General features: G+C 45.6%; 18 protein-coding genes. 9 read left to right on the plus strand and 9 right to left on the minus strand.

What is annotated here, in order from left to right:
* Nucleotides 1–16 precede the first annotated feature (16 nt).
* Nucleotides 17–1,363 (plus strand): MFS transporter, encoded by a 1,347-nt coding sequence (locus AC51G0_RS06445; RefSeq protein WP_496301234.1) that lies wholly within the window; start codon nucleotides 17–19, stop codon nucleotides 1,361–1,363.
* Here the strand turns inward: AC51G0_RS06445 and AC51G0_RS06450 are convergent.
* On the minus strand, nucleotides 1,345–2,007 hold the full coding sequence (locus AC51G0_RS06450; RefSeq protein WP_496301235.1) for a DUF2982 domain-containing protein: 663 nt from the start codon (nucleotides 2,005–2,007) through the stop codon (nucleotides 1,345–1,347). The two genes, AC51G0_RS06445 and AC51G0_RS06450, sit on opposite strands and share 19 nt — an antisense overlap.
* 387 nt (nucleotides 2,008–2,394) lie before the next feature.
* Between AC51G0_RS06450 and AC51G0_RS06455 the strand changes: the two genes are divergently transcribed.
* Together AC51G0_RS06455 and AC51G0_RS06460 are read left to right on the plus strand one after the other, a co-directional pair.
* Complete coding sequence (locus tag AC51G0_RS06455; protein WP_496301236.1) at nucleotides 2,395–2,799, plus strand: MarR family transcriptional regulator; 405 nt, start codon at nucleotides 2,395–2,397, stop codon at nucleotides 2,797–2,799.
* Between the two features lie 296 nt (nucleotides 2,800–3,095).
* A complete protein-coding gene (locus AC51G0_RS06460) occupies nucleotides 3,096–3,401 on the plus strand; it encodes a hypothetical protein (RefSeq protein ID WP_075766450.1) in 306 nt (101 codons plus the stop codon).
* 166 nt (nucleotides 3,402–3,567) lie between these two features.
* Here AC51G0_RS06460 and AC51G0_RS06465 read toward each other — a convergent pair whose 3' ends face one another.
* A complete protein-coding gene (locus tag AC51G0_RS06465) occupies nucleotides 3,568–4,758 on the minus strand; it encodes an amino acid aminotransferase (RefSeq protein ID WP_496301237.1) in 1,191 nt (396 codons plus the stop codon).
* A 549-nt stretch (nucleotides 4,759–5,307) separates the two neighbouring features.
* Here AC51G0_RS06465 and AC51G0_RS06470 point away from each other — a divergent pair.
* Nucleotides 5,308–6,651 carry an MFS transporter gene (locus AC51G0_RS06470; RefSeq protein WP_496301238.1) on the plus strand — a complete coding sequence of 448 codons (1,344 nt, stop codon included), beginning with the start codon at nucleotides 5,308–5,310 and terminating at the stop codon, nucleotides 6,649–6,651.
* A 108-nt stretch (nucleotides 6,652–6,759) separates the two neighbouring features.
* Here the strand turns inward: AC51G0_RS06470 and AC51G0_RS06475 are convergent, their stop codons facing one another.
* Entirely contained in the window at nucleotides 6,760–6,978 is a 219-nt protein-coding gene (locus AC51G0_RS06475) for a VF530 family protein (protein ID WP_496301240.1), read from the minus strand.
* 154 nt (nucleotides 6,979–7,132) lie between these two features.
* On the opposite strand from AC51G0_RS06475, the gene AC51G0_RS06480 reads away from it, so the two are divergent.
* On the plus strand, nucleotides 7,133–7,612 hold the full coding sequence (locus AC51G0_RS06480; protein WP_496301241.1) for a YehS family protein: 480 nt from the start codon (nucleotides 7,133–7,135) through the stop codon (nucleotides 7,610–7,612).
* A 68-nt stretch (nucleotides 7,613–7,680) separates the two neighbouring features.
* Here the strand turns inward: AC51G0_RS06480 and asnS are convergent, their stop codons facing one another.
* From asnS to queE, 4 genes are all read right to left on the minus strand, one after another.
* A complete protein-coding gene (gene asnS, locus AC51G0_RS06485; protein WP_496301242.1) occupies nucleotides 7,681–9,081 on the minus strand; it encodes an asparagine--tRNA ligase in 1,401 nt (466 codons plus the stop codon).
* 88 nt (nucleotides 9,082–9,169) lie between these two features.
* Nucleotides 9,170–10,789 carry a methyl-accepting chemotaxis protein gene (locus tag AC51G0_RS06490; RefSeq protein ID WP_496301243.1) on the minus strand — a complete coding sequence of 540 codons (1,620 nt, stop codon included), beginning with the start codon at nucleotides 10,787–10,789 and terminating at the stop codon, nucleotides 9,170–9,172.
* Between the two features lie 380 nt (nucleotides 10,790–11,169).
* Nucleotides 11,170–13,989 (minus strand): hydrogenase expression protein HypA, encoded by a 2,820-nt coding sequence (locus AC51G0_RS06495; RefSeq protein ID WP_496301244.1) that lies wholly within the window; start codon nucleotides 13,987–13,989, stop codon nucleotides 11,170–11,172.
* A gap of 214 nt (nucleotides 13,990–14,203) precedes the next feature.
* Nucleotides 14,204–14,872, minus strand: a complete 669-nt coding sequence (queE, locus tag AC51G0_RS06500; protein ID WP_496301245.1) for a 7-carboxy-7-deazaguanine synthase QueE — start codon at nucleotides 14,870–14,872, stop codon at nucleotides 14,204–14,206.
* A gap of 374 nt (nucleotides 14,873–15,246) precedes the next feature.
* Between queE and mlc the strand changes: the two genes are divergently transcribed.
* Entirely contained in the window at nucleotides 15,247–16,461 is a 1,215-nt protein-coding gene (gene mlc / locus AC51G0_RS06505) for a sugar metabolism global transcriptional regulator Mlc (RefSeq protein WP_496301246.1), read from the plus strand.
* Between the two features lie 94 nt (nucleotides 16,462–16,555).
* Here mlc and AC51G0_RS06510 read toward each other — a convergent pair whose 3' ends face one another.
* Together AC51G0_RS06510 and AC51G0_RS06515 are read right to left on the minus strand one after the other, a co-directional pair.
* Nucleotides 16,556–18,544 (minus strand): methyl-accepting chemotaxis protein, encoded by a 1,989-nt coding sequence (locus AC51G0_RS06510; RefSeq protein WP_496301247.1) that lies wholly within the window; start codon nucleotides 18,542–18,544, stop codon nucleotides 16,556–16,558.
* A 488-nt stretch (nucleotides 18,545–19,032) separates the two neighbouring features.
* Nucleotides 19,033–20,172, minus strand: coding sequence for a serine hydrolase domain-containing protein (locus AC51G0_RS06515; protein WP_496301248.1), 1,140 nt, complete (start codon nucleotides 20,170–20,172; stop codon nucleotides 19,033–19,035).
* Nucleotides 20,173–20,480: 308 nt separating this feature from the next.
* Here AC51G0_RS06515 and AC51G0_RS06520 point away from each other — a divergent pair, with 308 nt between their 5' ends.
* The 3 genes from AC51G0_RS06520 to AC51G0_RS06530 all read left to right on the plus strand — a co-directional run bounded on the left by AC51G0_RS06520 (nucleotide 20,481) and on the right by AC51G0_RS06530 (nucleotide 23,727).
* The gene (locus AC51G0_RS06520; protein WP_496301249.1) at nucleotides 20,481–20,792 is read left to right on the plus strand and encodes a hypothetical protein; all 312 of its coding nucleotides are present in this window, start codon (nucleotides 20,481–20,483) and stop codon (nucleotides 20,790–20,792) included.
* An 82-nt stretch (nucleotides 20,793–20,874) separates the two neighbouring features.
* The gene (locus AC51G0_RS06525; protein WP_496301250.1) at nucleotides 20,875–22,068 is read left to right on the plus strand and encodes a serine hydrolase domain-containing protein; all 1,194 of its coding nucleotides are present in this window, start codon (nucleotides 20,875–20,877) and stop codon (nucleotides 22,066–22,068) included.
* Between the two features lie 147 nt (nucleotides 22,069–22,215).
* The gene (locus tag AC51G0_RS06530; RefSeq protein WP_496301251.1) at nucleotides 22,216–23,727 is read left to right on the plus strand and encodes an AGE family epimerase/isomerase; all 1,512 of its coding nucleotides are present in this window, start codon (nucleotides 22,216–22,218) and stop codon (nucleotides 23,725–23,727) included.
* Nucleotides 23,728–23,729 lie beyond the last annotated feature (2 nt).

Genomic DNA, 23,729 nt, shown 5'->3' on the forward strand with positions numbered 1-23,729 from the left:
CAAAGAGTATTGATTGATGCTTGGTTATTTGAAATCCCCACCGTCGACTGTTGTTGTCACCGAGGCCGAACAGGTCGATGAAATGTACCGCTACTGGCGGTTTCACATTATGTTTACCATGTACATCGGCTATGCGGTGTTCTATCTCACCCGCAAAAGCTTTAACTATGCAATGCCGGCGATGATCGCTGATCTGGGGTTGGATAAAGCGGACATTGGCATGATGGGCACGATGTTCTATATCACTTACGGCTGTTCTAAATTTCTCTCCGGGATCATTTCCGACCGCTCTAATCCGCGTTACTTCATGGGGCTTGGTCTTATTGCGACAGGAGTGGTGAATATCCTGTTTGGCTTTTCGAGTTCTTTATTGGTACTGACAAGCTTATGGGTGCTGAACGCATGGTTTCAGGGCTGGGGGTGGCCGCCGTGCTCTAAGCTGATGACGACTTGGTATTCACGTTCGGAGCGTGGGTTTTGGTGGTCACTGTGGAATACGGCCCACAATGTGGGTGGAGCATTGATCCCGTTATTGGTGGGCTACCTGACCCTTCACTATAGCTGGCGTTATGGGTTTATTGTCCCCGGCTTGATCGCGGTGATCGTTGGCCTGGTGCTGTGCTGGCGTCTAAGGGATAAACCGAGCACGCTAGGCCTGCCAACGGTCGGTCGTTGGCGTAGGGATCGGCTGGAGCTGGCACATGAGAGTGAAGGGCTAGGCTTGAGCCATAGCGCCATTTTAAACAAGTACGTATTGGGCAATAAATATATCTGGTTGTTGGCGTTTAGCTATGTATTGGTTTATATCGTACGAACAGCAATTAACGACTGGGGAAATCTGTACCTTACTGAACAGCATGGCTATGGTTTGATCACCGCCAATACGGCATTGTCGCTGTTTGAGGTGGGGGGCTTTGTAGGCTCTCTAGTTGCAGGTTGGGGGTCCGATAAGCTATTTGGCGGCAACCGTGGACCAATGAATTTGATCTTCTCTATTGGTATCTTCCTTTCGGTGGCAGCGCTGTGGCTTATGCCGATGACGGGCTTTGTTTTGCAGGCGGGATGCTTTTTTGCTATTGGTTTCTTTGTTTTTGGGCCGCAAATGTTAATTGGTATGGCAGCGGCAGAGTGCTCTCATAAAGATTCAGCTGGAGCCGCAACAGGGTTTGTGGGGTTATTTGCTTATATGGGGGCCGCACTGGCAGGCTATCCACTGGCTCTGGTTATGGAGTATTACCACTGGGCCGGCTTTTTTACGGTGATATCTTCTGCCGCGGCTGTAGTTGGTTTATTGTTATTACCATTTTTGAAAGCCCAGGCAACTGAAGCCCACGAGGAGAGCTGCTATGAGGCTGCCAGGTAACGCCGGGTAAGGCCAACAAACTCATCTGTTGAACGGTCAAGCAGATCTTCAGAGATAAAAAAATCAAACCCAAGAAATTCTCGGTTATATTTCATGCGGTTGGCTAGCATGGCGAGCAATCCCTTGAATGTTTTCCCATTCTGGGTGATGTAATGCCTGTCATCAAATAGCATATCTTCGATTTTATGTGGGGGATTCTCCACCCGCTTGTAAGCGAGGAGCAGCAGGGCTCGCTGCTCTATCAGGATCCTGCTGGCGATGCGAGGGCAGATTGAGTCGAGGAACTCTTCATAGTCCTTTAGCCTTATCCCAACCCAGGGTAAAGGTTGATACCAGCCTTGGTATGAAATCGTTGCCTGGCCAATTTCGGAAATGTTCTTCCAGCGAGCGAGCCAGCCGCCGCTGGAGCAGTGGAACTGAATGTGCATAAAGGTCAGAGTAAAAGAAAGCTCTGGCTCCTGTGCTTGTTTTATCCCAATGATCAGCATGGTGAATGCCGCCAGCAACAGGATTGCCACAGCAGCGGAATTCACTGCCGGGAATAGGAATACAGCCAGGCCAAGGGCAATAAATGCAACCAGGCTGAATATCAACAGCAAGCCCCCGGGCTTTGCTGTCAGTGGCTTAATATAGCGTGTCTCCAAGCCATTCTCCTTCATTGCTATCTCTATTAATTATGGCTGAAACTTAGGCAATACAGCCTTGTGCGTTTTAATGCATATTATTGTGTGTCATTTTACTGAAGTCGTCATAATTAGACCTATTTGCCGCAAATACCCTCTCAGTTACGGGTTATCACTTGATATTCGGTACATTTTTGAGCAGCAAATATTTGTCAAAAATGAGAAGCCAGCGCTCATTTTTGAGTAATATCATGTTTTGTTGCGGGTTAAATGACCGTTTGCTGGCATTTCTCTAACAGACTTGGTATAACACGCGCTTACTTTTTCCCGCTGGAAATACCAAACTCAGTAATTATCTGATTGGTATATGGTGGTGACTGAAAGTAGTGCAACGGAGTAGGAAATTTAATGAGAATCTCTCACAAACGTAAAGTTCAGCTTAAGCTGCAAAAGCGCGTAAAAGCAACTGTAGCAGTAGCAAAACCAGCAGCAAAAGTTGCTGTGAAAAAAGCACCAACTGCAGAAACAGTAAAAGCTGCCCCAGCGGCAAAATCTGTTGAAGAGCAAAAGCCAGTTGAAGCGGTAGCACCGGCTGCGGCTCAAGTGTCTTTAACTCCAAAACAGCAGGCAGTGCTGGATATTGTTGTTAAAAACGTAGAAGGCATCAACCCTAAGGGTATCGGTCTTCAAGCTGGCCAGGAAGATGCAAAAGCAGCTTCATGGGCAACTGGTGCGCTGAAAAAACTGGCTGAAGAAGGCCTGGTTGAGCGCGTCCAATTAGCAGGTAACAAAGTGCTTTATAAAGCACTTTAATCTCTGCTGAGCCCGTTCCTGTTGTAGCAGGAACGGGTGTCCCTCTGTCTCTCCCCTCTAAATTGTTCAATTTCTCAGACCACGTTGTTTATTTCTAAGACATTGTTAGCTCCAATCTTTCCTGGCTTTCAATTAGTACTCTGCCTTCTCCATCATTAGTGGTTAAGCGACTTCTATTGGCACTTGATTTTATTGATAAATTTACTTTGACGCTGTCGATATTCCGGAGCTCTGCTATAACTTACTTATAACGGAGTAAACTTTTCAGGGAAATAGATACTCGGAGGCGATTTTTTATGACAATGATAAGTGCTAGAGAGTTTTCTGACTGGCTCCGCAATCGCTTTGCTGATGAAGATCAAGGGGTATGTTTAACGCGCGAAGATATCAATCAGTTAACGGGCAGGCAGAGCTTCTCTCTGGGATTTGTCCATGATATCCATTATGAGCTGATGCAGCATGGAATGGCTTTTGTTACTGATACTTCAAGAGAAACCTTCTATTTGGTCCCTGTTTCTAACAAGCCCTGGCGAGAGCAGTTAGAACACCAATATGAGAGGGAGCTTTTTTGCAATGTCCTGCCCCTCGATAAATCTGGCTGAAGAAACAAAGCGGCTTAGGGAGAAAGCAAAAGGCAAGGATAAAGATAAGTAAGCCTCAAATTTAATCTGTGAGTGACTAAATTTAAGACATGCTTGAAACTGTCTTTGCTGTGAATTAAAAAGGGCGCTGAGAGCGCCCTTTTTGTTTTTACAGTGCGAGTTTTGCTTATAGTACTGCTGCAATGCCTTTACATAGCGGTGGCATGTTAGTTTTTGTCATGCCAGCAACACTGATACGGCCAGAGCCAACAATGTAGATACCAAACTCTTCTTTTAGGCGGTTAACCTGATCTTTATTCAGGCCAGAGAAAGAGAACATACCGTTCTGGCGTTCAATGAAGCTGAAGTCGGCTTCTACACCGAGATCTTTGAGTGTCTGCACAAACAGAGTACGCATTTCCTGAATACGGTCACGCATGTCAGCCACTTCCTGCTCCCACTCTGCACGCAGTTCGGCATTGTTTAGGATTTCAGTGACGATGGCAGCGCCGTGTGCAGGAGGGTTCGAGTAAATAACACGGGCAATGCTCTTCACTTGGCTAAAGGCCGTCACTGCCAGCTCGGTGTTTTCAGCAACCAGGGTAAATGCACCAACACGTTCGTTATACAAACCGAAGTTTTTGGAGAATGAGCTCGCAACAAGCAGTTCTTTACACTGAGCGGCGAAAATTCGCAGGCCTTGTGCATCTTCCTCGACGCCTTTGGCAAAGCCCTGGTAGGCAAAGTCGAACATTGGTAGCAGTTGCTTCTCAACACACAATTCTGCCAGCTTCTGCCACTGTTCAGCATCTGGGTCGATACCCGTTGGGTTGTGGCAGCAGCCGTGAAGCAGGACAATATCGCCAGGGGTGGCATTAGCCAAATCAACCAGCGCTGCGTCAAAATCCATGTCTTTGGTTTCAGCATTGTAGTAAGCGTATTGTGCGGTTTCCAAACCAGCCGCCTTAAATACACCCATGTGGTTTGCCCATGTTGGGTTGCTGATCCACACTTTCACATCGCCAAGCTGACGCTTGATAAACTCGGCAGCGACACGCAGGGCACCGGTACCACCAGGTGCCTGGGCTGTTTGTGCGCGTTTGTCTGAAATAATTGATGCATCTGCACCGAAAAGTAACTGCTGAACAGCTAAACCATACTCTGCTGTACCCGGGATACTCAGGTAAGATTTAGTGGTCTCTTTTTCCAGTAAAATGGCTTCTGCTTTTTTTACCGTTGCCAGAACAGGGGTATTGCCTGACTCGTCCTTATAGATACCGACACCCAGGTTAATTTTCTCTGGGCGGGTGTCTTTTTTGAACTCTTCAGTCAGGCCTAAAATTGGGTCGGCAGGTGCAGCAGTAATTTTCTCAAACATTGTGGTCATCCATGCTGATAAAAACAAACGGTCATAACCTTATTTATACCCTTTGTAAGCAACTATTGACAACAAAATGCAACAATTTCATGAAAGATTTTTTCAAAGCCGCTCATAGTTATAGCTTTTGCTTAACTCGCACCTGGCTTCCACATTAATCAGTAATTAATTTTGCAATAAAATTACGACAAAAAATCACCCAAGAAGGTGTAAATATATACTTTTTGGGCTTATTTTCGTATTAAAAACATAAAAAGTGGTAATTTTACAAGATTTCCGCATGTGGGAATTTGTTGGTGTGAAACTGATCACAGATGGTAGGGGTGAGCTTCACATAGGATCACTCCCCGATGGAAAACGGTCAAATATGATGAATCCGGTCTGTTTATGATTCTAAAGGGTATAAAAATCCTGCTTTAATTTCACCCAAGCGATAAACATGCCAAATTACGATTATTGCAGTCTTCATCATATTCGGCCGAAGGTTGGAAAATTGCCACAGTAGCCGCAGAATTTCAGGTTACGGTGGTATATATCGGGGATATATCAATGGAAAAGCCACGCCTTTCGTTTTGGCAAATATGGAATATGAGCTTTGGGTTCATGGGGATTCAGTTTGGCTTTGGTCTACAAAATGCCAATGTCAGCCGGATTTTTGAAACCTTGGGAGCAAGTATTGATCAAATCCCTGTCTTATGGATTGCAGCACCTCTAACAGGTTTACTAGTGCAACCTATTATCGGTTATTTTAGTGACCGCACCTGGACAGGCCTAGGCCGTCGCCGTCCTTACTTTTTGTTTGGTGCGATTGCATCATCGCTCGCTCTGATTGTTATGCCTTATTCCCCCTATTTATGGGTGGCTGCAGGTATGCTGTGGATCCTTGACGCATCGATAAACATTTCAATGGAGCCTTTTCGCGCGTTGGTCGCTGACAACCTGCCATCCGAGCAGCGTACCCAGGGCTTTGCGGTACAAACCTTCTTTATTGGTGTAGGATCGGTTGTCGCCTCTGCCATGCCTTACCTGCTGAGCAATGTGTTTGGCGTGGCAAATACAGCGCCTGCCGGAGAGGTCCCGCCATCTGTAAAAATTTCCTTTATCTGCGGCGCGGTTGTGTTCATTGGTTCGATCCTATGGACAGTGCTCCGTACCAAGGAGTATTCACCGCAAGAGCTGGCTAAGTTTAACAATGAGTCGTTTGAGCCAGAAGAAAAAGCCAGTTTGAAAGAGATCATCACCGACATCAAAGCGATGCCAAAGACAATGGTACAACTTGCCGTGGTCCAGTTTTTCTCTTGGTTTGCTCTATTTGCGATGTGGATTTATACCACTTCGGCAGTCACATCACACATATTCGGTGCCTCTGATACCAGCTCTGCGTTGTATAACGAAGGGGCTGACTGGGTTGGATTATGCTTTGCAGCCTACAATGGCATCTCAGCGCTCGCAGCATTTGCATTGCCCTGGCTTGCCCAGCGCACCAGCCGGAAGTTTGTCCATAGCTTGAGCCTGATCATCGGTGGCCTGAGCCTAGCCTCTATTTCACTGATCGAAACGCCATCAATGCTGATGCTAAATATGGTGGGCATTGGTTTGGCATGGGCCAGTATCCTGTGTATGCCTTATGCTATTTTGGCCGGCGCGCTGCCAGCGAAGAAGATGGGCTTCTATATGGGGGTATTCAATTTCTTCATTGTGCTACCGCAGATTTTGGCAGCGGGTATTTTAGGTTTCTTCACCCGTTGGGCTTTTGATGGCGATACCATGATGGCAATAGTGCTTGGCGGGGCATCAATGGTCTTTGCCGGCCTGATGGTGTTCATGGTCAAAGATGAAGACGAGCCGAACCAAGCCGGTGAGCAAGCATCCGCTCAGCCTGTGACTGTTTGATTCAGTCTTGAACAATGATGAGGCCAGCACTATCAGTGCTGGCCTTTTTTGTTCTTAGTTAACGCGAGTAGGGGACTTTTCAATAAATGCACTGACCGCATTGGAGAGTTAGATAAAGAAGGTATCAAGATACAGCTGTTCAACTTCCTTTCTTGCCCATTCAGTACGGCGGAGAAACTTAAGGCTCGATTTTATGCTTGGTTCGCTGTTAAAGCAGCGGATATTGACCCGTCTGCCAAGTTCTTCCCAGCCATAGTGATCAACCAGCTCGCCGAGTAGGGTTTGCAGGGTAATGCCATGCAGCGGGTTATTGGGTTGAGTTTTCATGTACGTTGTTTCTTCGCGTGATCTGTGAAAGGTGGCCACTATACCAGCTTTAAATCAGCGTTTGTAAACTAATGGACGATATATCTGGTAAAATAGGAGACAACTTCGCAGCACGTCATTTCGGCAATGCTGCACTTATTTACTAGGATTTACTGTGCTCAACAACGACATCTTGCGACGTATTCGCTATACCTTTGATTTTAATGATTCGGCGATGATCAGTGTTTTTGCTGCTGCTGACCATGAGGTAACACGTGAGCAAGTTAGCGATTGGTTGAAGAAAGAAGATGATGCGGCTTTTAAAAAATGTACTGATCGTGAGCTCGCAATTTTTCTGAATGGCCTGATTAATACAAAGCGCGGCAAGAAGGAAGGCGTACAGCCTGAGCCTGAGTCACGTCTTACCAATAACATGATTTTCATGAAGCTACGTATTGCATTGAATTTAAAGGCTGAAGATGTGCTCGATATTATGAAATCTGTCGATTTCGATATGAGTAAGCATGAGTTGAGTGCTTTTTTCAGAAAGCCGGACAATAAGCACTACCGTGAGTGTAAAGATCAGATTTTACGTAATTTCCTGTTAGGCGTGCAGCAACGCTTCCGCCCTCAGGAGCAGGGTGAAGCAGAGTAATATCAATCTTGATATAAACAAAAAAAGGCTACCCGAGGGTAGCCTTTCATATTCAGGGTAACTTCAGATTAGAAGTTAGCAGAACGCGGTGCACGTGGGAATGGGATCACATCACGGATGTTAGCCATACCAGTTACATAAGTTACCAGACGCTCAAAGCCCAGACCGAAGCCTGAGTGAGGCACGGTGCCGTAACGACGTAGGTCGCGGTACCAGTCTAGGTGAGTAGGGTCGATACCCATCTCTTCAATACGCTTGTCTAGAAGCTCTAAACGCTCTTCACGCTGAGAACCACCGATGATTTCACCGATGCCTGGTGCTAGAACATCCATCGCCGCAACAGTCTTGCCATCATCGTTCATACGCATGTAGAACGCTTTGATGTCTTTCGGGTAGTTTTTAACTACAACTGGTGCTTTGAAGTGTTCTTCAGCAAGGTAGCGCTCGTGCTCAGAAGACATATCGATACCCCACTCAACGTCGAACTCGAAGTCACGACCAGAAGCTTTTAGGATTTCGATAGCGTCAGTGTAGTCAACCTGAGCAAAGTCAGAATCTACAAACTGCTCAAGACGAGTGATCGCTTCTTTGTTGATGCGCTGGGCAAAGAACTCAAGATCGTCGCGGCGCTCTTCAAGAACGGCTTTGAACACATACTTCAGCATGTCTTCAGCCAGTTTTGCCACATCGTCAAGTTCTGCGAAAGCAACTTCAGGCTCTACCATCCAGAATTCAGCTAGGTGGCGGCTGGTATTTGAGTTTTCAGCACGGAACGTTGGGCCGAATGTGTACACTTTGCTTAGGGCACAAGCGTAAGTTTCAGCATTCAACTGACCTGATACTGTCAGGAACGTCTCTTTACCGAAGAAGTCTTTATCAAAGTCAACTTCGCCAGCGTCAGTCATTGGTGTGTTCACCAGATCTAACGTTGATACGCGGAACATTTCACCGGCACCTTCACAGTCAGATGCTGTGATCAGTGGTGCAGACATCCAGAAGTAACCTTGCTCGTGGTAGAAGCGATGAATTGCCTGAGATAGACAGTTACGAACACGTGCAACCGCACCGATCACGTTGGTTCGTGGGCGCAGGTGAGCTACTTCACGAAGGTATTCGATAGAGTGACGAGTTTTCGCCATTGGGTAAGTATCAGCATCTTCAACCCAGCCAACAACTTTTACTTCAGTCGCTGCTAGTTCAAAATCCTGACCTTTTGCTGGTGATTCAACAATCTTGCCTGTGACCTCAACAGAGCAACCAGTCGTCAGTTTAAGTACTTCTTCCTGGTAATTATTTAACTCATTAGGGACCACGGCCTGAATCGGGTCGAAACAAGAGCCGTCATAAATGGCAAGAAAAGAGATCCCAGCTTTGGAATCACGACGTGAGCGGATCCAGCCACGAACAGTGACTTCAGTGTCTACTGCTAGCTTTCCGCTTAGTACGTCTGTTACAGGCGCGTAAGTCATGTTTAAATTATTCTCCGTTAAGGCACTTTTAGATCTGTGCTTAAAGATACAGTCCGAAAGAGCAATATTACCTGTCTTACGTCAAGCATCAAGCTTTGTTATCACTTGAAAGGGTAAATTGATGAAGTAATCGCTCTAGTTGTTCTACCAACTGTTCAAGATTTACACTAATCTCACGAGATTGTAGTGCATGGGCGGAGGTATCGTCTGCATGACTGGTGATGGTTTCGACTTTTGTTCTGATGGAATCGACCATATTGGCTTGCGTGGTACTTTGTTGCTGGATGTCATTCGCGTGGTTATTAACCACTTGAATACCGCCACCTATTTCAGACAAAGCCTGAGAAAGCTGTTCGATGGTCGCCATTTTGCTATAGGCCGTCTGGCAGGTATTTTCAACAGCACTGGCGGAGGCTTCACAATCATTGTGCAGCGCCTCGATAATTGACTGGATATCGCCAGTTGCCTGATGGGTGCGGTTGGCCAGATTGCGCACCTCTTCAGCAACAACGGCAAAGCCACGACCTTGTTCTCCGGCTCGAGCCGCTTCGATGGCAGCATTTAAAGCCAGCAGGTTAGTTTGCTCTGCGATTGCACGGATCACGTCCAATATACTGGCGACTTGCTGGCTTTGCTCATTGAGGTTATCGATACGGTGTTTGACGTTTTCAATATCGGTTACCAAGAGTTTTATGTCATTGCCTGCTTCACTAGCCAGTTGGGTACCTAGAATGGCTGACTGGGAGGCATTTTGGCTTAGTGTGGCGGCCTCTGTGGTCCGTTGCTCGACATCATGCTGCTGATGCTGCATGTCATCGATAGCCGTGAACATTTCAGACGTTTCGTTACGCTGGCTATCAGCGGCAGTGGTCGTGTCTGCCGACACCTTGATTAACTGGTTGGCCTGCTGTGTCAGCGATTCTGAGGTATTTTGTACCTGCTGCAGACTGGCTGAGAAATTATCGAGCAGTTGATCGTAGCTGTGGCATAACTCGCCGATTTCATCGGTACGGGTTTCGTTCAGGCGGCTACTTAAATCTTTATTGATGCTGGTTTGCTTCATGTAGTCCGACACCCGGCGCAGCGGGCGAACGATCATTCGACGGATCAAGGTGAGTGAGAAAAGGAAACCGGTAGCTGCAATGGCTGCCATGATCCCGCCGGCAACCAGGAGTTGTTCGTTGACGCGCTGATAGAGTGGGACGAGGTTATATTCCAACCTTACCACTCCTAATACTTCCCCCTCTGGCACAATATGGCACTGCAGGCAGTTAGTGCCACGGTAATTGGCGCTGGCCTTCATTGGCAGGGCAACAAGCAGGGTTTGGCCGTTATTGGTATTGATCGTTTCGGTGATCCGCTCGCCTTTAAGGGCGCGCTGGTCAAATTCATCAACAGGTGCCTGATCTTTCAGGCCGGGACCAAATATATTTGTCACCGCCGGGCTGCGAATAACACGGACGTTTTCTATCCCGTTGTGGGAGAGCACTTTATCGCGCAAGGTTTCCCGCTGGGCCATGGTGCCTGTCAGCATCATCATATTCAGGCTGTCAAAGTAGTTACCCGCTTTATCTAATGTCTGCTCGCTAATTACGGACTCGAGCAGAGCCTTCTGCTGGCGTGACTCATAGGCTAATGACGTGATCAGCACGACGGTAAATACAATAAAAAGCGTTAAGAGGAGTTTGTGAGCAATTGTTAAGCGCATCTTCCATGATCTCTTTTGTAGGGCATTTCGTCGCAAACTGAATAGATTCCGCCCCTGACCTTTCTTTTTGCCAAATACAGCAGCTACGCAACGACGACTTTAATTGCTTTGATTCTGATCTGGATGAAGAACGACTTTGGTTGGTTCAGATAACAGTTCAGTCTGTTATTTTTTATAGTTTTATATGCGCATAGTGTAATTGCTACGATTGTTAAAAAATAGTGTAGCTCTGGTTATTGTGAAGTTGAACGTGACACTTGGATCACAAAAAAAACAGAATTTGGAAAGTATCAGCATTTTCGTGGAAATTAAGTAAAAGCTCGCTGATTCGAGCTTTTACTTGCTTAAATTACTGTGTATTAAATCAGTGGCAGGGTGATTTATGGTGTAGGCTCCGGTTCTGTTGGAGGCGGAGGAAGGATACATTCCAGTCCATCATTGAGGACTGTACCTGCAGTTTCTCCCTCTGCTGGGGTTTCTAACACAATATTAGGGACACTCGTAGCATCGACCAGAGATACTATGTCGCTCCATACCTCGCCGTCTTCAGCCCCGAATTGTAAGGTTTCATCAGTCTGCCAACGAGTCTGGTGGTTGAATGCTTTGATAGCAAAGCGGAAACCGTCCGTGTCAGTCATCGATATCCGTTCATTCATTGAGCCGTCGACTGCTTCATAGTAGAGCGTGCCGTCCTCTTCGAGTTTCCAGAGAATTTCAAAGTCAAAACCACAACCGTCAGAATCTAAGTATCGACCTTTGAAAAAGTCACCAATAAACTCATCACTGAGTTGCAAGAAGCGCGAGCTGTCACCGGAAAACCGTAGGGCTTTGTCGTCACTGGTATTGCCAGTTTGCCCAATTAACAGTGCCTCAGTAAAACGAGGTACCCGTTGCTCCCAGGTTTCATTACATTGTGAGGCTTGGTTTTGATACTGAGCTAGGGTTTTTACGGTGATAGGGCTGGTCGTTGGCAGATCCCACCCAGAGTCTTGGTCAGTACAGGTTGCCAGTTGATCGGGGGCATACTCTTTGGTCATCAAGGTGGAGATCTGATTATTACCATTTTCCGGGTCTGCCGAGTACACTTTGACTGCCAGAATCCCCCTGTCACGATCCAAATTGGTTAACGCCCAATAATCGAAATCATCAGGATTGGCTGTATTCGGTGTTAGTTGCAAATACCCCTCTTCAGTCAGAGCCCATCGGCGATTGGCTGACTCTAGAGTTGTATTGCTGTAAGACTCCCAGCTATTGTTGCTACGAAGTATGGTTGTGGAAATGTCCCCTTGCTCGGAGATTTGTATCAAATGCTGATTGATGAAGTCGTTGACGGATTGAGTAGTAAAACGTTCGTCACCCCCGCATTCTGTCACGGCATTGAGGTAATTGCTCATGTTGGCACCGAACATATTGCTAAAGTTACAGACGCCAAAGGGGGGCAGGTTATCTCGGCTTGCAGCTTCAAATATCTGCAGCTTGGCATTATCGTCAAAACCTGAGTAATGGAATGTTTCTTTATCGAGCAAGGTTTCACCGATATGGACAAAATCGCGGTCCTTGACCAGAAATAGGTTCTGGTGAGCAAAGCGGTAATTATCTGACAGCTGTTTGATGATATCTGGCACATCAAACCGGAACATGGCTTGCCCGGAGGCGTTAATGGGGGCCCATGCACTTACCTCCTGTACACTCCAGCTATCGGCTGCAATATTGACCCAATATCTGGCAGTAAAGACGTTGTCTTCTATCAGTTCGACAACGACGTTGTCTGCAATTTTGAATCCATTAACCGCGTTAATATTTTCGACTGTGCTTTCAACCACTGCTAAGTCGGGGGAAGTAAGCACATCGCTTAGCTCGGGATAGGGGCTATTGGGCAGGGAGGCAGGAGAGACCCTACAGGCCGTGGCCGTATTGTTGTTTCGGTTGTCACACAACAGGTAAGTTTCGCTTTCAGGCCGCCAGGTGAAATAAAACCCGAATGCGCCTTCTTGGAATGTTGCATCTTCCTGAATGTAACGGGTGATGTAATGATTGTCTTTGCTTGAAAGGAAGTCATGGATTTTTTTGCTGGCCAGGGGATAAACCTTGGCATCCATAGTGATACCAGCTTCATCGTCTTTGCTCAAAGCCGCATCGGTCAACAGCATTGTCGCTGATGTTGCTACTTCTACTTTTAGGTAGTTAAATAGGCCAACCCAACCTTCCGAGGTTAAAACAAAATGGGTAATATCGTCAGACCCAAAGTCGGTCGAGTCACTGAGATAGGTGAAAACCTCAGTCAGCGAGATATCTTCACCACCATTTTTATCCCAACGGTATTCTTCAACACTGGTTTCTCCAAGTTCAGTTTCTTGTCCGCTATAGGAGGTTTGTTCAGTAAGGATCCCACTGCCGTCATTAGAACTGAAGGTACTGATTTCCCAGTATCCGTTATTTAATATTAACTGGATGTTGGCTTTTGCAGCGGCCTGCTCTGTGACAAACCGCTCCATTCTGCCTTTAGTCATGGTCTGAACGATTGAAAGTGACAGTAAATCCCGGAGTCTGATGCCCTGCAAGCCGACTTTGGGAAGTATAGTGGCTTCGAGATCGTCAGCGATAGCGTTAAGATCCTGCTGGAATCGGAAGATTTTGCTACGCGATGCATTGAAGAAAACCTCTTCGAAAACCCCCCAGCTCTCATCGAGCAATATGCGCTGGGTTAAGGCGTAATAAGCCAGGGTTGACTTCAAGTCTACGCCAATCCTCTCTTCAGTTAACGGTGTGATATAGAGGTGAGAAGGAAGGGCGTCGCCGATTGTAATGGTGGTATCAGGAGTCGGGGATAAGTCGACCAACAATACCGCATTGATACGAATATTGGTGCCAACTTCTAGTTCATAGGTGCCATTGCCCAAGCTGTTCCAGCTGGTGATGTCTATCTGTTCAAATATCTTCCCTTTGTCGTCAAGCCAGACGGCCGCGAAGTTTTGTTCATTGAGATCGGCCTGGGCTTCAGCAAATGCTTTATTGATAAGGCTAAAGCTGTGGGTTTTGGCTGTTAATAAATCAGCGGGAGTATCAACAGTAACAGTAAATTTAGTTGATACAGGAGCAGCTTCACCTACTGCTACAGGTTCGTCTTTCCCTCCGCCGCCACATGCAGAAAGAACAAGGCAGCAGACAGCGACAAGGCAATATCCTAGATAAGCGCGCATAAAAAAGTCCCCAAACATTTATTATGTTTTGCGCTCAGTATAGATTTGGGTGAAATTAGGTGTGTTAAAGGAGCGGCACTGTCTTGCAGATTGAGCAAGGATCTAATTTGTAAGAATGAAATCAGTCGCAGTGAAGGCTGTCACGATGAAATCAGCCGCTGTAAATTAGCGGCTGATATTAAAGGTGTTCAGCTTGATTCGAGATGATTTGAATTTAGGCAATGGCGAGGTATTTGTGTGTCTGAATAGACAGGCGCCAATTGCGTTTTACACAGGTATCGATACAAAGTTCGGTAGCCCGAGGCTTCTGGCTGATCGGCTGTAGGGCAATGCTGACATCCGCCTTTAGCGCAATACCTTCAAGTAGAACATCAAGTTGTTCAATGTCTTTTGAGGTACCGACAGGATGTTTGATTTCGTTCGCACGCTCTAGGGCCGAAGGCAAGACGGGAAGTTTCGCTTTCATATTGATTTTGGGCGATACGGTGACCCAGGTATCGGTCGTTGCCTTGACCTCGGATGTACCGCTGGTTTCAATTTGGCAGCGAAAGCCAGCCTCTTCTAAAGACTGAGTTAGCGGAATTAGATCGTAGACACAAGGTTCACCACCTGTGATCACAACATGCCTAGCGGTATAGCCCTGTTCGGTTAATAAGTTAACAACGCCATCAGCATCAAGGTTGGTCCAAAGCGGTGAATCAGCTTTCTTCGCCATAATCTCTTCTAGAGAAGAAAAATCTTGTGGCTCTGCTGTCCAAGTCTGTTTGGTATCACACCATGCGCAACCGACAGGGCAGACCTGCAAACGGACAAAAATGGCAGGAACGCCGGTAAATACACCTTCACCTTGAATGGTTTCAAAGACTTCGTTAATTTTGTACACCGCTAACCTCGTGGCGAATTGAACATGTTTTTCTGTGACAAATCATCTGCAAAATAGCAGCAGGACATTATGTCAAAACTCTCTGCTGATGTCTTTAGTCAAAAATGGCATGTTCAAAAAGGTGAGTATACAGTGATGAAATGTTGGTGAGGTTAATAGCGGGCCATAAGTAACAATGTCTTAAATTTCGGTTGTAAAAAAACTGCCTAAAAAGGGGGCTTGTCCCCTCTTCTCAGCACAAAAAATGGCTACAATTGAGCATTGGCCGTGATGGGTATCACGTCCTTGAAAGATTCGACTTCACAATTAGTTCGCAAAGTAAAAAAATTAATCCTGTAACGTTTATTTTCACTTTTAATGTCTGGAGTATTGGCATGTATGTCGCTCAGCCTGGTCACATCGATCATATTAAAAGAAATAATGCCGGCAGCGTCTACAAGCTTATTGACCAGTACGGCCCTATTTCACGAATAGAATTGTCGAAACGCAGTTTGCTTGCCCCTGCTAGTATCACCAAGATCACCCGCGAGCTGATTGATGCCCACCTGATCAAGGAAACCCAATATCAGGAATCAACTAGCCGGGGCCGTCCGGCCATAGGCCTAGTGCCAGCGAACGAAGGGTGGCAGTTTTTGTCGATTCGTCTTGGGCGGGGGTATTTAACGATAGCCTTGCATGAACTCGGCGGTGATATTCTGGTTGAGGAACGGCAAGATATTGAAGTATTACATCAGGATGCAGTGCTCAGTAAGCTGCTTACTGAAATCAATACTTTCTTTGCCAATCATGTGAGTGAGCTGGATCGGATCACCGCGATTGCTGTATCGCTGCCAGGGTTGGTGAACGCCGATAAAGGCATCGTGCTGCAAATGCCGCATTATGATGTGCATAACTTAGAGCTTGGCCCGGCTATCCATGAAGCCACGGGATTACCTGTTTTTATCGGTAATGATACTCGCTCTTGGGCTCTGGCTGAGAAGCTGTTTGGTAACTCAAGAGATGTTGCCAACTCTATCCTTGTTTCCATCCATCATGGGGTGGGGGCTGGTATCATACTGGATAATGTAGTGCTTCAGGGGCGAATCGGTAATATCGGCGAATTAGGCCATATTCAGATTAAGCCCTATGGTAAGCGTTGTTTCTGCGGTAACCACGGTTGCTTGGAAACGGTTGCAAGCCTAAAAGCTGTCATTGAGCAGGTCGAACAGCGTTTACGGGAAGGTCATCCTTCCGTCCTTCATGGCAAAGTTCTGACGATAGAAAAGATTTGTGATGCGGCTGTTGAAGGCGATACGCTGGCCAGGCAAGTCATTGTCGAGCTGGGGCATAATTTGGGACAGGCCATTGCAATCATGGTGAATTTGTTTAACCCCGAAAAAGTTTTGATCGGCGGCGAATTTAACCGCGCAAAAAGTGTGCTCTATCCGGCGATAATGGAATGTATCCGTACTCAGTCCTTACCCGTTTATAATCAGGATCTCGTGCTTGAACAGAGTAGTTTCTATACTCAGGCCACGATGCCGGGGGCGGCATTGGTAAAGCAGGCGATGTATGATGGTCATTTGTTGATGAAGCTGGTTGAGGGGTAGGGAGGACTGCCCAAGCCCTATCCACATAATCTTAAAATTTAGCAGCCGGTAAAGGCTGCTAATTATTTTGATTACGGGTAAACACTATCTCTAATCAGTTGAGCTTAAATTGCTTCACAAGTTCACTGAGTTGCTTGTTAGCAGTAGATAGATCGTGGGTAGAAGAGGTGGTTTGCTGAGCGTTGTCGGTTAGCATCTTAATGATATTTTGAATTTGATTCATATTCTGATTAATTTCTTCTGTCACAGAATGTTGTTCTTCGGCTGCTGTCGCAATGTGGGTACTCAAATCATTGATCTTGTTCACGGCACCAATCATTCCATCTAATCCTCCGTTAACGCGCTGCGTATCATCAACGACGACCTGACAGCGGGTCTTGGTACTGCCCATCGCTGTGACCACAGTATTGACCCCGGTTTGCAGACGGCTTAGCATTTCATTGATTTCTGAGGTGCTGTTTTGGGTACGTGCAGCGAGTGCGCGAACTTCATCGGCAACGACAGCAAAACCTCGGCCTTGCTCACCGGCCCGTGCCGCTTCAATCGCTGCATTTAATGCCAGCAGATTTGTTTGCTCCGCAATATCACGAATAACATTAAGGACTGAGCTGATGTTTTGAGTTTCCTTGTTCATGTCCGTGACATTTGCCGATGCTGTTTCAATTTGATCCATCAGTAATGAAACACTTTCACTGGCTTTGTTGATGGTCTGCTTCGATTGGTCAGCAGAGCTAGTGGTATTGTGAGTGACCGTTGCAGTGTCAGTTGCATTACGGGCGACTTCTTCTGCAGTCGAAGCCATTTCATTTATTGCTGTGATCACCTGTACCGTTTCATCAGCATGTTGATCAACAATATCTTGGTTGGTACGACTCTGGCTTTCAACTTTATCGATAATACCTGAAATCTGATCACTGGCGTTAGACACCGAGCCCATCATATTGCGCAAGTAGATAATAAAGTGGTTAACAGATACTGCAATATCTCCTACTTCGTCATGTTTATTAATATTGATCTCAGCGGTTAAATCAGCCTCGCCTGATGATAAAGACTCAATGTTATTGCGTAAGGACTCAAGGCGCAGGGTTAGTCGCGAGAAGGCAATGAAGCAAAATACGATAATGGCTGCGGCAATGGGCAATTGAATTGAAGCTAAGGTTGCTAGAATAGAGTGGGTTGTTACTTCAAGTAAGGCTGTTTCAGTACTGAAAGCCACTATCCATGGGGTTCCAGAAATTCGATTCATGAAAAGGGTATGAGCGATACCGTTACTATCATAGTTGATCTGTAATGGATTACCTTCTTTAACTTGCGAGAGATAGCGGTGAACATTGGCTGCAAAAGGCGATAGCTGAATGACTGATGAGAGGTTTTCAAGGACAAGCGGGCGGCTAATACTCCGTGTGTTGTTGAGTATTTTTCCATCCGATTCAATGATAAGAATATTTCCATTTAACGCTTGCTCGTTGTCGGCTGCAAGGTTGTTGAAAAAGCCCAGAGTGAGATCAATGGTTGCCACACCGTAGCGCTGACCATTTTTGAAGATTGACATCGCACAGTTTGTCCTAGCTTCAGTGCTGGCCGAATCTTTGTAGGCCGGAGCCCAAGCACACTGTCCTTCAGGCGCAGCGAGGCCATTTTTGTACCAAACTTGCTCGTAGTAATTAAGCGAGTCTGCAGAGTTCCAGTAGGTATTCTCGATCAGTTTGTTATTGGTATTACGGTGAAAAAAGGTACTGAACTTCTCAATGTCTTGCTGGCGTTGCCCGGGAAGCGGCCAGATCCCCCCTCCAAACACTTTGCGGTTGCCGTATTGGTCGACCATACCCGGTAGTATTTGGTCAATTTGTTCACTAGAGACAAGTGGAATTGTTTGGGTGATCACTCGCTGCTGTGCTTGAACTTGCTCTAATTCCATCGATATTTCATCATTAAGAGCTTGCAGTACGCCTTCTATGATGGTTTCTTCGTTTGCAACTAATTTGGGTGATACCCAGTAGGTTATTCCAAGTGTGGTTACCAGCCCCACAATGAGCATGAAGCAAGTAAAATAAAGTGGATATATATACCGAATTGATTTCATGTTCCCTCGTGCCATGTTTTTCCCTATCTCAGCAGCGCTGATAAATTGTGTGATTAATTGTTCTTATATTGATGGATCATTTGTGTAGTAGGACGTGTTAGCCCCTCTGCTTATCGTCCATTATTTTCGAATTCGAAGTCTTAAGTTTCGAATCCGAGTAATGCTAAACAAAAAAAGTGTGGCTGTATGTGATCTAAGCTTGAGTAATCCCCAGAAAACTCCAGTAAAAAGCATCGAAAATGAGCCATGAGGTTTGTTACTGAGTAGTTGAAGATACTAAGATTTTAGAATGGTTTTATGCAGAAAGCCTGACAAAGTCGACGGTTTGACAATATCTACAATTGATAAGAACAAATTGTGAAATGTTATGCTCGAACGAAGCTATCAATAATTATTGATAGCTTCGTTTCCATATTCAGTTCACACGGTAACGCGGGCAGCTGTAGCCAAACAGGCGGTGTATGTTGATCATTTGTTGTTGAAGATGATTAGGAAGCCTTCCAATTATATTCTTGCTCGATGCACCTGATTAACTCACCAATCAACCCTTTGTCCTGATGGCATCCCGGATCAGAATTCATCATTACTACAGCTCCGGCACCGAGGTAGGGATAAGCGATAAGCATACACTGGAAGCCAACCCCCCAGCCTAATGACATCATGCGTGTTTGCGCTTCTTCTCCCCCTAGGAATGCCCCTAATCCTGCCCAGTCAGTCACACCTTGTGATGTCAGCATATCTTGAACGAGGTTTGATGAAATCTGCAGTTTTCCGGTTCCTTCCAATGATCGGTGTAATTCGATGATTAGCAGGCTCAAATCGGAGGGTGTCGACCATACCCCTGCAGCGGCTGGGTAGGGATAGATTGGTCTTCTTTCGTCGACAACGTTGCCTTGCTTGTTGTGTCCAAACGCTACATGAGGGGCATTCATAGACTCAATAGTAGGTTGAAAGCAGCTGTTTTTCATTCCTAAGGGATCAAAAACTAGTTCTTTTACAGCCTCTTGAAGTGACTTCCCAGTGTTATCGATAATAAGCTGTTCTATCACACAAAAACCAGCGTCAGAGTATGAAAATTGACTGGCTGGTAAGTATTCAACTTGAACAGGCTTGGTATTGTATTCTGATCTTCCTTGTAGAATATCATGCAATTGAGGGTAAGGGTTTTCAGCTTGGTAAACACCAAAGCAGCCATCTTGATCAACGATACCTCCTTGATGGCTTAGCAGGTGGCGCAAAGTGACGGGGTGTTCCTGGGTGAGTGCATTATCTGGCATTTTCCACCCATTCAGTTTTAGATTGATGTCCTCATCGAGAGTTAACACATTGTTTTGAACCAGTTTTAGCACAGCTATTGTGGTGACAAGTTTACTCATAGAGCATGCATGAAAGAGTGAGTCAGTACTCACAGGTGAACTCTCTCCCTTTGCTAGCTGACCATATCCCCGGGCCCATTCAAGCCTGCCACCATTAACAACGGCGATACTAACTCCTGGGATATTAAGATGTTTCATCCGCTCCTGAAGGCTAAATGATTTACATGTAGGCGTTTGTTGGCTATCTGCGGGTGGCGTAAGTCCATTTTCAATTCGTGAGATAGCTAATGTTAAATCATTCGTCACGGTCATATTGAAATCCATTATTGAGTATCGCTCTTTCACTATTGTTGTCGTTAAACAGTGCAAGACTGTTGCTGGTGAGGGATGCAGCTTCATGAGAATTGAAGCTTAGCTCGCGTATTGAAAGAGTATACAAATCAAAAGGCACTGTATAAAAACACAGTTGTTTTTGTGATGTTTATCACGCTTTGTTTCATGTTTTTTGTCTGTGATGAAAGGTTAGTGTTGCTGTTGATTCATATTATTTGATATCTGCTGTGAACTGTGACTTTTTAACTTGTGGAAAAATTTGAGCTGTGTCGTTATATGGTTATTCATTGTCAGATGTTGCTGTGAAACTTATGGCTAAATATCAGTTTTTTACCCAACCAAATACAAAACGAAGAAATTATACTTTTCTCAATTCAGACTCTGAAAGTGTTATTAAGGAGAAAGAACAGCTAATGCAGCAAGGCTTCGTTGTTGAAGATGATTATATTTATGCAGATAACGAAAAAGAAGCTGATGAGAAATTCAAGTCTAATTATAGTTATGCGCTAGATGAATATAACGCTTCTTATCCGGAGTCAGGTTTTGTTATTTTTGTAAGAGAGCTATTTAGAGCCGTGTTAAGAAAAATACGAAAATAAATTATCCTCAATACACAGTACTTATTGTTTTGTGTACCCAGCTTATCAGAATCAAAAAAACACAATTCTACCTAGGTATATTATGATTGAAAATCATTCCCGTAAATGGCTGTTGATAGTACCTTTGAGCGTATTAGCAGTGTTCGTTATTGGCTGGCTCATATTGAGGCCAGCAAAAATAGATATGAGTACTTTTAACTGGACTCAGGCTTCTGCTCAGAGTGATTGGAAGGTCAGTCCGCCAACCGATCTTGGCTTTGATCCCAATACCTTAATAGATCTGCATAATCACGTCACGCGAAGAAAGAGCAAACGTGTCCAGTCGCTGCTTATTGTACGTGAGGGGCAGCTTGTGTTTGAGCAGTATTATCCGGTAAGAAGTGCCAAAGATGGGACTCCAATGCCTGTCTATTTTCCACCATCGGCCGATACTTACCATCAGATGCGTTCAGTGACTAAAACAGTCACATCAACACTCATCGGTAACCTGCTATATAGAAAGATGATCCCGAGTATCGATGTGCCTTTGTTTGATTACTTTGCTGATAGAGATGTTGCTGATCTTGATAAGAAAAAGCATATTCAGCTAAAACATGCGCTGAACTTCAACAGTGGCCTTGATTGGGCTGAGTGGGGAGCTTGGCCGAGTGACGCAATGGGGATGTGGCTATCTCCAGATCCTTACGCTTACATCCTTAACAAAGGGGTTGCGTATGAACCAGAAGAGCAGTTTGTCTACCAAGGGGCAATGAGTGTACTCCTTGGTGGTGTGATTGAAAATATAGCTCAAATGGATCTAAGGGAATATGCCGAACAGGCCTTATTTAAACCGCTTGGAATTTCTAATTATGATTGGTTTGCTCATGAGAACACCGGTGATTATTTGGGGTCATCCGGCCTTTACTTAAGATCGCGTGATTTAGCCAAATTAGGACAGTTATACCTTAATAATGGCGTTTGGAATGACAAACGGATTTTCTCAAAAAATTGGGCTGAAGAGAGTTTGCAGCCCAAAGGAAAGTTTTGGCCAAACAAAACGATTGAATATGGTTATAATTGGTGGTTTCCGCAAATAACAGTAAATGGAAAGCGATTAAAAATTGCTGGTATGCGTGGTTTTGGTGGACAGGAAATGTTTATCATTCCAGACTTAAAATTAGTTTTTGTAATGACATCGGGTGCTTTTATTGGACAGGATGAGGATTATCCTTTTAAGCTGCTCGTAGACTATATTTTTCCTTCAATTGGTCTAGAAGGTGCAAAACATGAATCTTAGATCTCGTAGCTGTTAACTTAACTCTGCGTAACCATATCGAGATGAATTAAGTATAAGGTCTGTTGTGCTGTGATCTTGAAGACAGAATGTGCAATTCAAAGTCATTATATTATCCGCCTACTTTAGTGGATACTATAGAGGCTCACCATGGAAGCTCGTATAAAAATTCCCAAGCGGTTGCTGTTGTCTTTTCTAAGTATATTGTTTGTTTTTCAAACAGCGGTAGTGCAGGCTTCTACAGAGCAATATCCATTGCCGACTGGTGAGCAATGGCTCAAGCATGTAGAAAGCGGTTTACGGCCCTTTTGGATGATGGACACAGCGAAAGGAAAGCCAATAGGTAATTTCCCGACCTTTCGCTGTGATAACGGTTCATTGCTAAACATTGAAAAGCCCTGCAATGAACTTAACCAATCTTGGATAAGTAACAACTTTACCCGTGATTATACCCGGATGAAGTCGAGGCAAATTTATGCCTATGGGGTACTTTTCCATCTGACAGGTGAGGTTGAAGCGCTGAGGCTGGCAAAGGCTGGTGTGGATTTTCTGTTAGAAGAGCTTAAAGATCAGCGCAATGGTGGGATGATCAGTTTCCGGGAAAACGGAAAGCCAGGCCTGAAGTGGCAACAACGCACTTCTCAAGATCAAGCCTATGCGATCGTGGGCTTGGCCTTCTATTATTACCTCACCCGCGATCCTATCGTTGAGCAAGTGCTTATAGAGCAGCAAGAGTTCATTTTCAGCAAATACCGCGATAGAGCGACCAACCAACTGCTGTGGGTGATTGAAGACGGGGACGAACAATATCGCAAACAGCAAGAGCTTGTTGCACAGCTGGATCAGATCAATGCCTACCTGTTACTGGTTACGCCGTTGTTACCTGAAGCGCAGCAGAAAAAATGGCGCGAGGATCTCTACTGGCTAACCGAGCAAATGCTGGCTCAATATCATGCCGCCGATGAACAGCGTTTTTACGGCGCGATTCACCATCCCGCAGTAAAAACCTTTGATGCCCGTCATAATGACTATGGGCACACCATTAAGGCGTACTGGATGACCTACCTGGTGGGACGCTACCTGAAACAGCCTGAATGGGAACAGCTCGGCCAGAAAGGAATGAAGGTGACTCTGGATCGGGCGGCTTATACGATGCCCTCGGAGCAGGCTAAACCATTCTTATCAGAGGGTTTGTACAAGGAGTGGCAAGGTATGCCCGCCATTCCCACCTGGCGCAGCGGTGAATACAATTGGTATATCTCTTCCTGGCAATGGGCGGAATTGGATCAGGCTGCCTTGACGCTGAATATGCTGGAGCCGGGGATAAAAACGGAGCAGTTGTACTTTACACTGAATCAATACTTTGATGTCTGGGTGGATCATCAATATGGGGGAGTGGGGTTAAACCCCAAGTCCACCAAGCAATTTCACTGGGGCAATGGGTACCATCAGTTCGAACATGCGTTGGTGGGTTATCTGGGCGCACAATCATGGCATAACAAAGTGGCACGGCTTTACTATGCCCTCCCTGCTGATTTCAATGGAGAACTACAGCCCTATTATTTTCGGGGTGAGGCGGCCAAGGTTATAGAGGAGGGGCGCTTAAATGATTTTCAAAACCGCCAGAGAGTGGCTGTTGAGTTTACTCATATTCGACCGTAGCG

The organism is Photobacterium sp. HL06 (assembly GCF_059552575.1).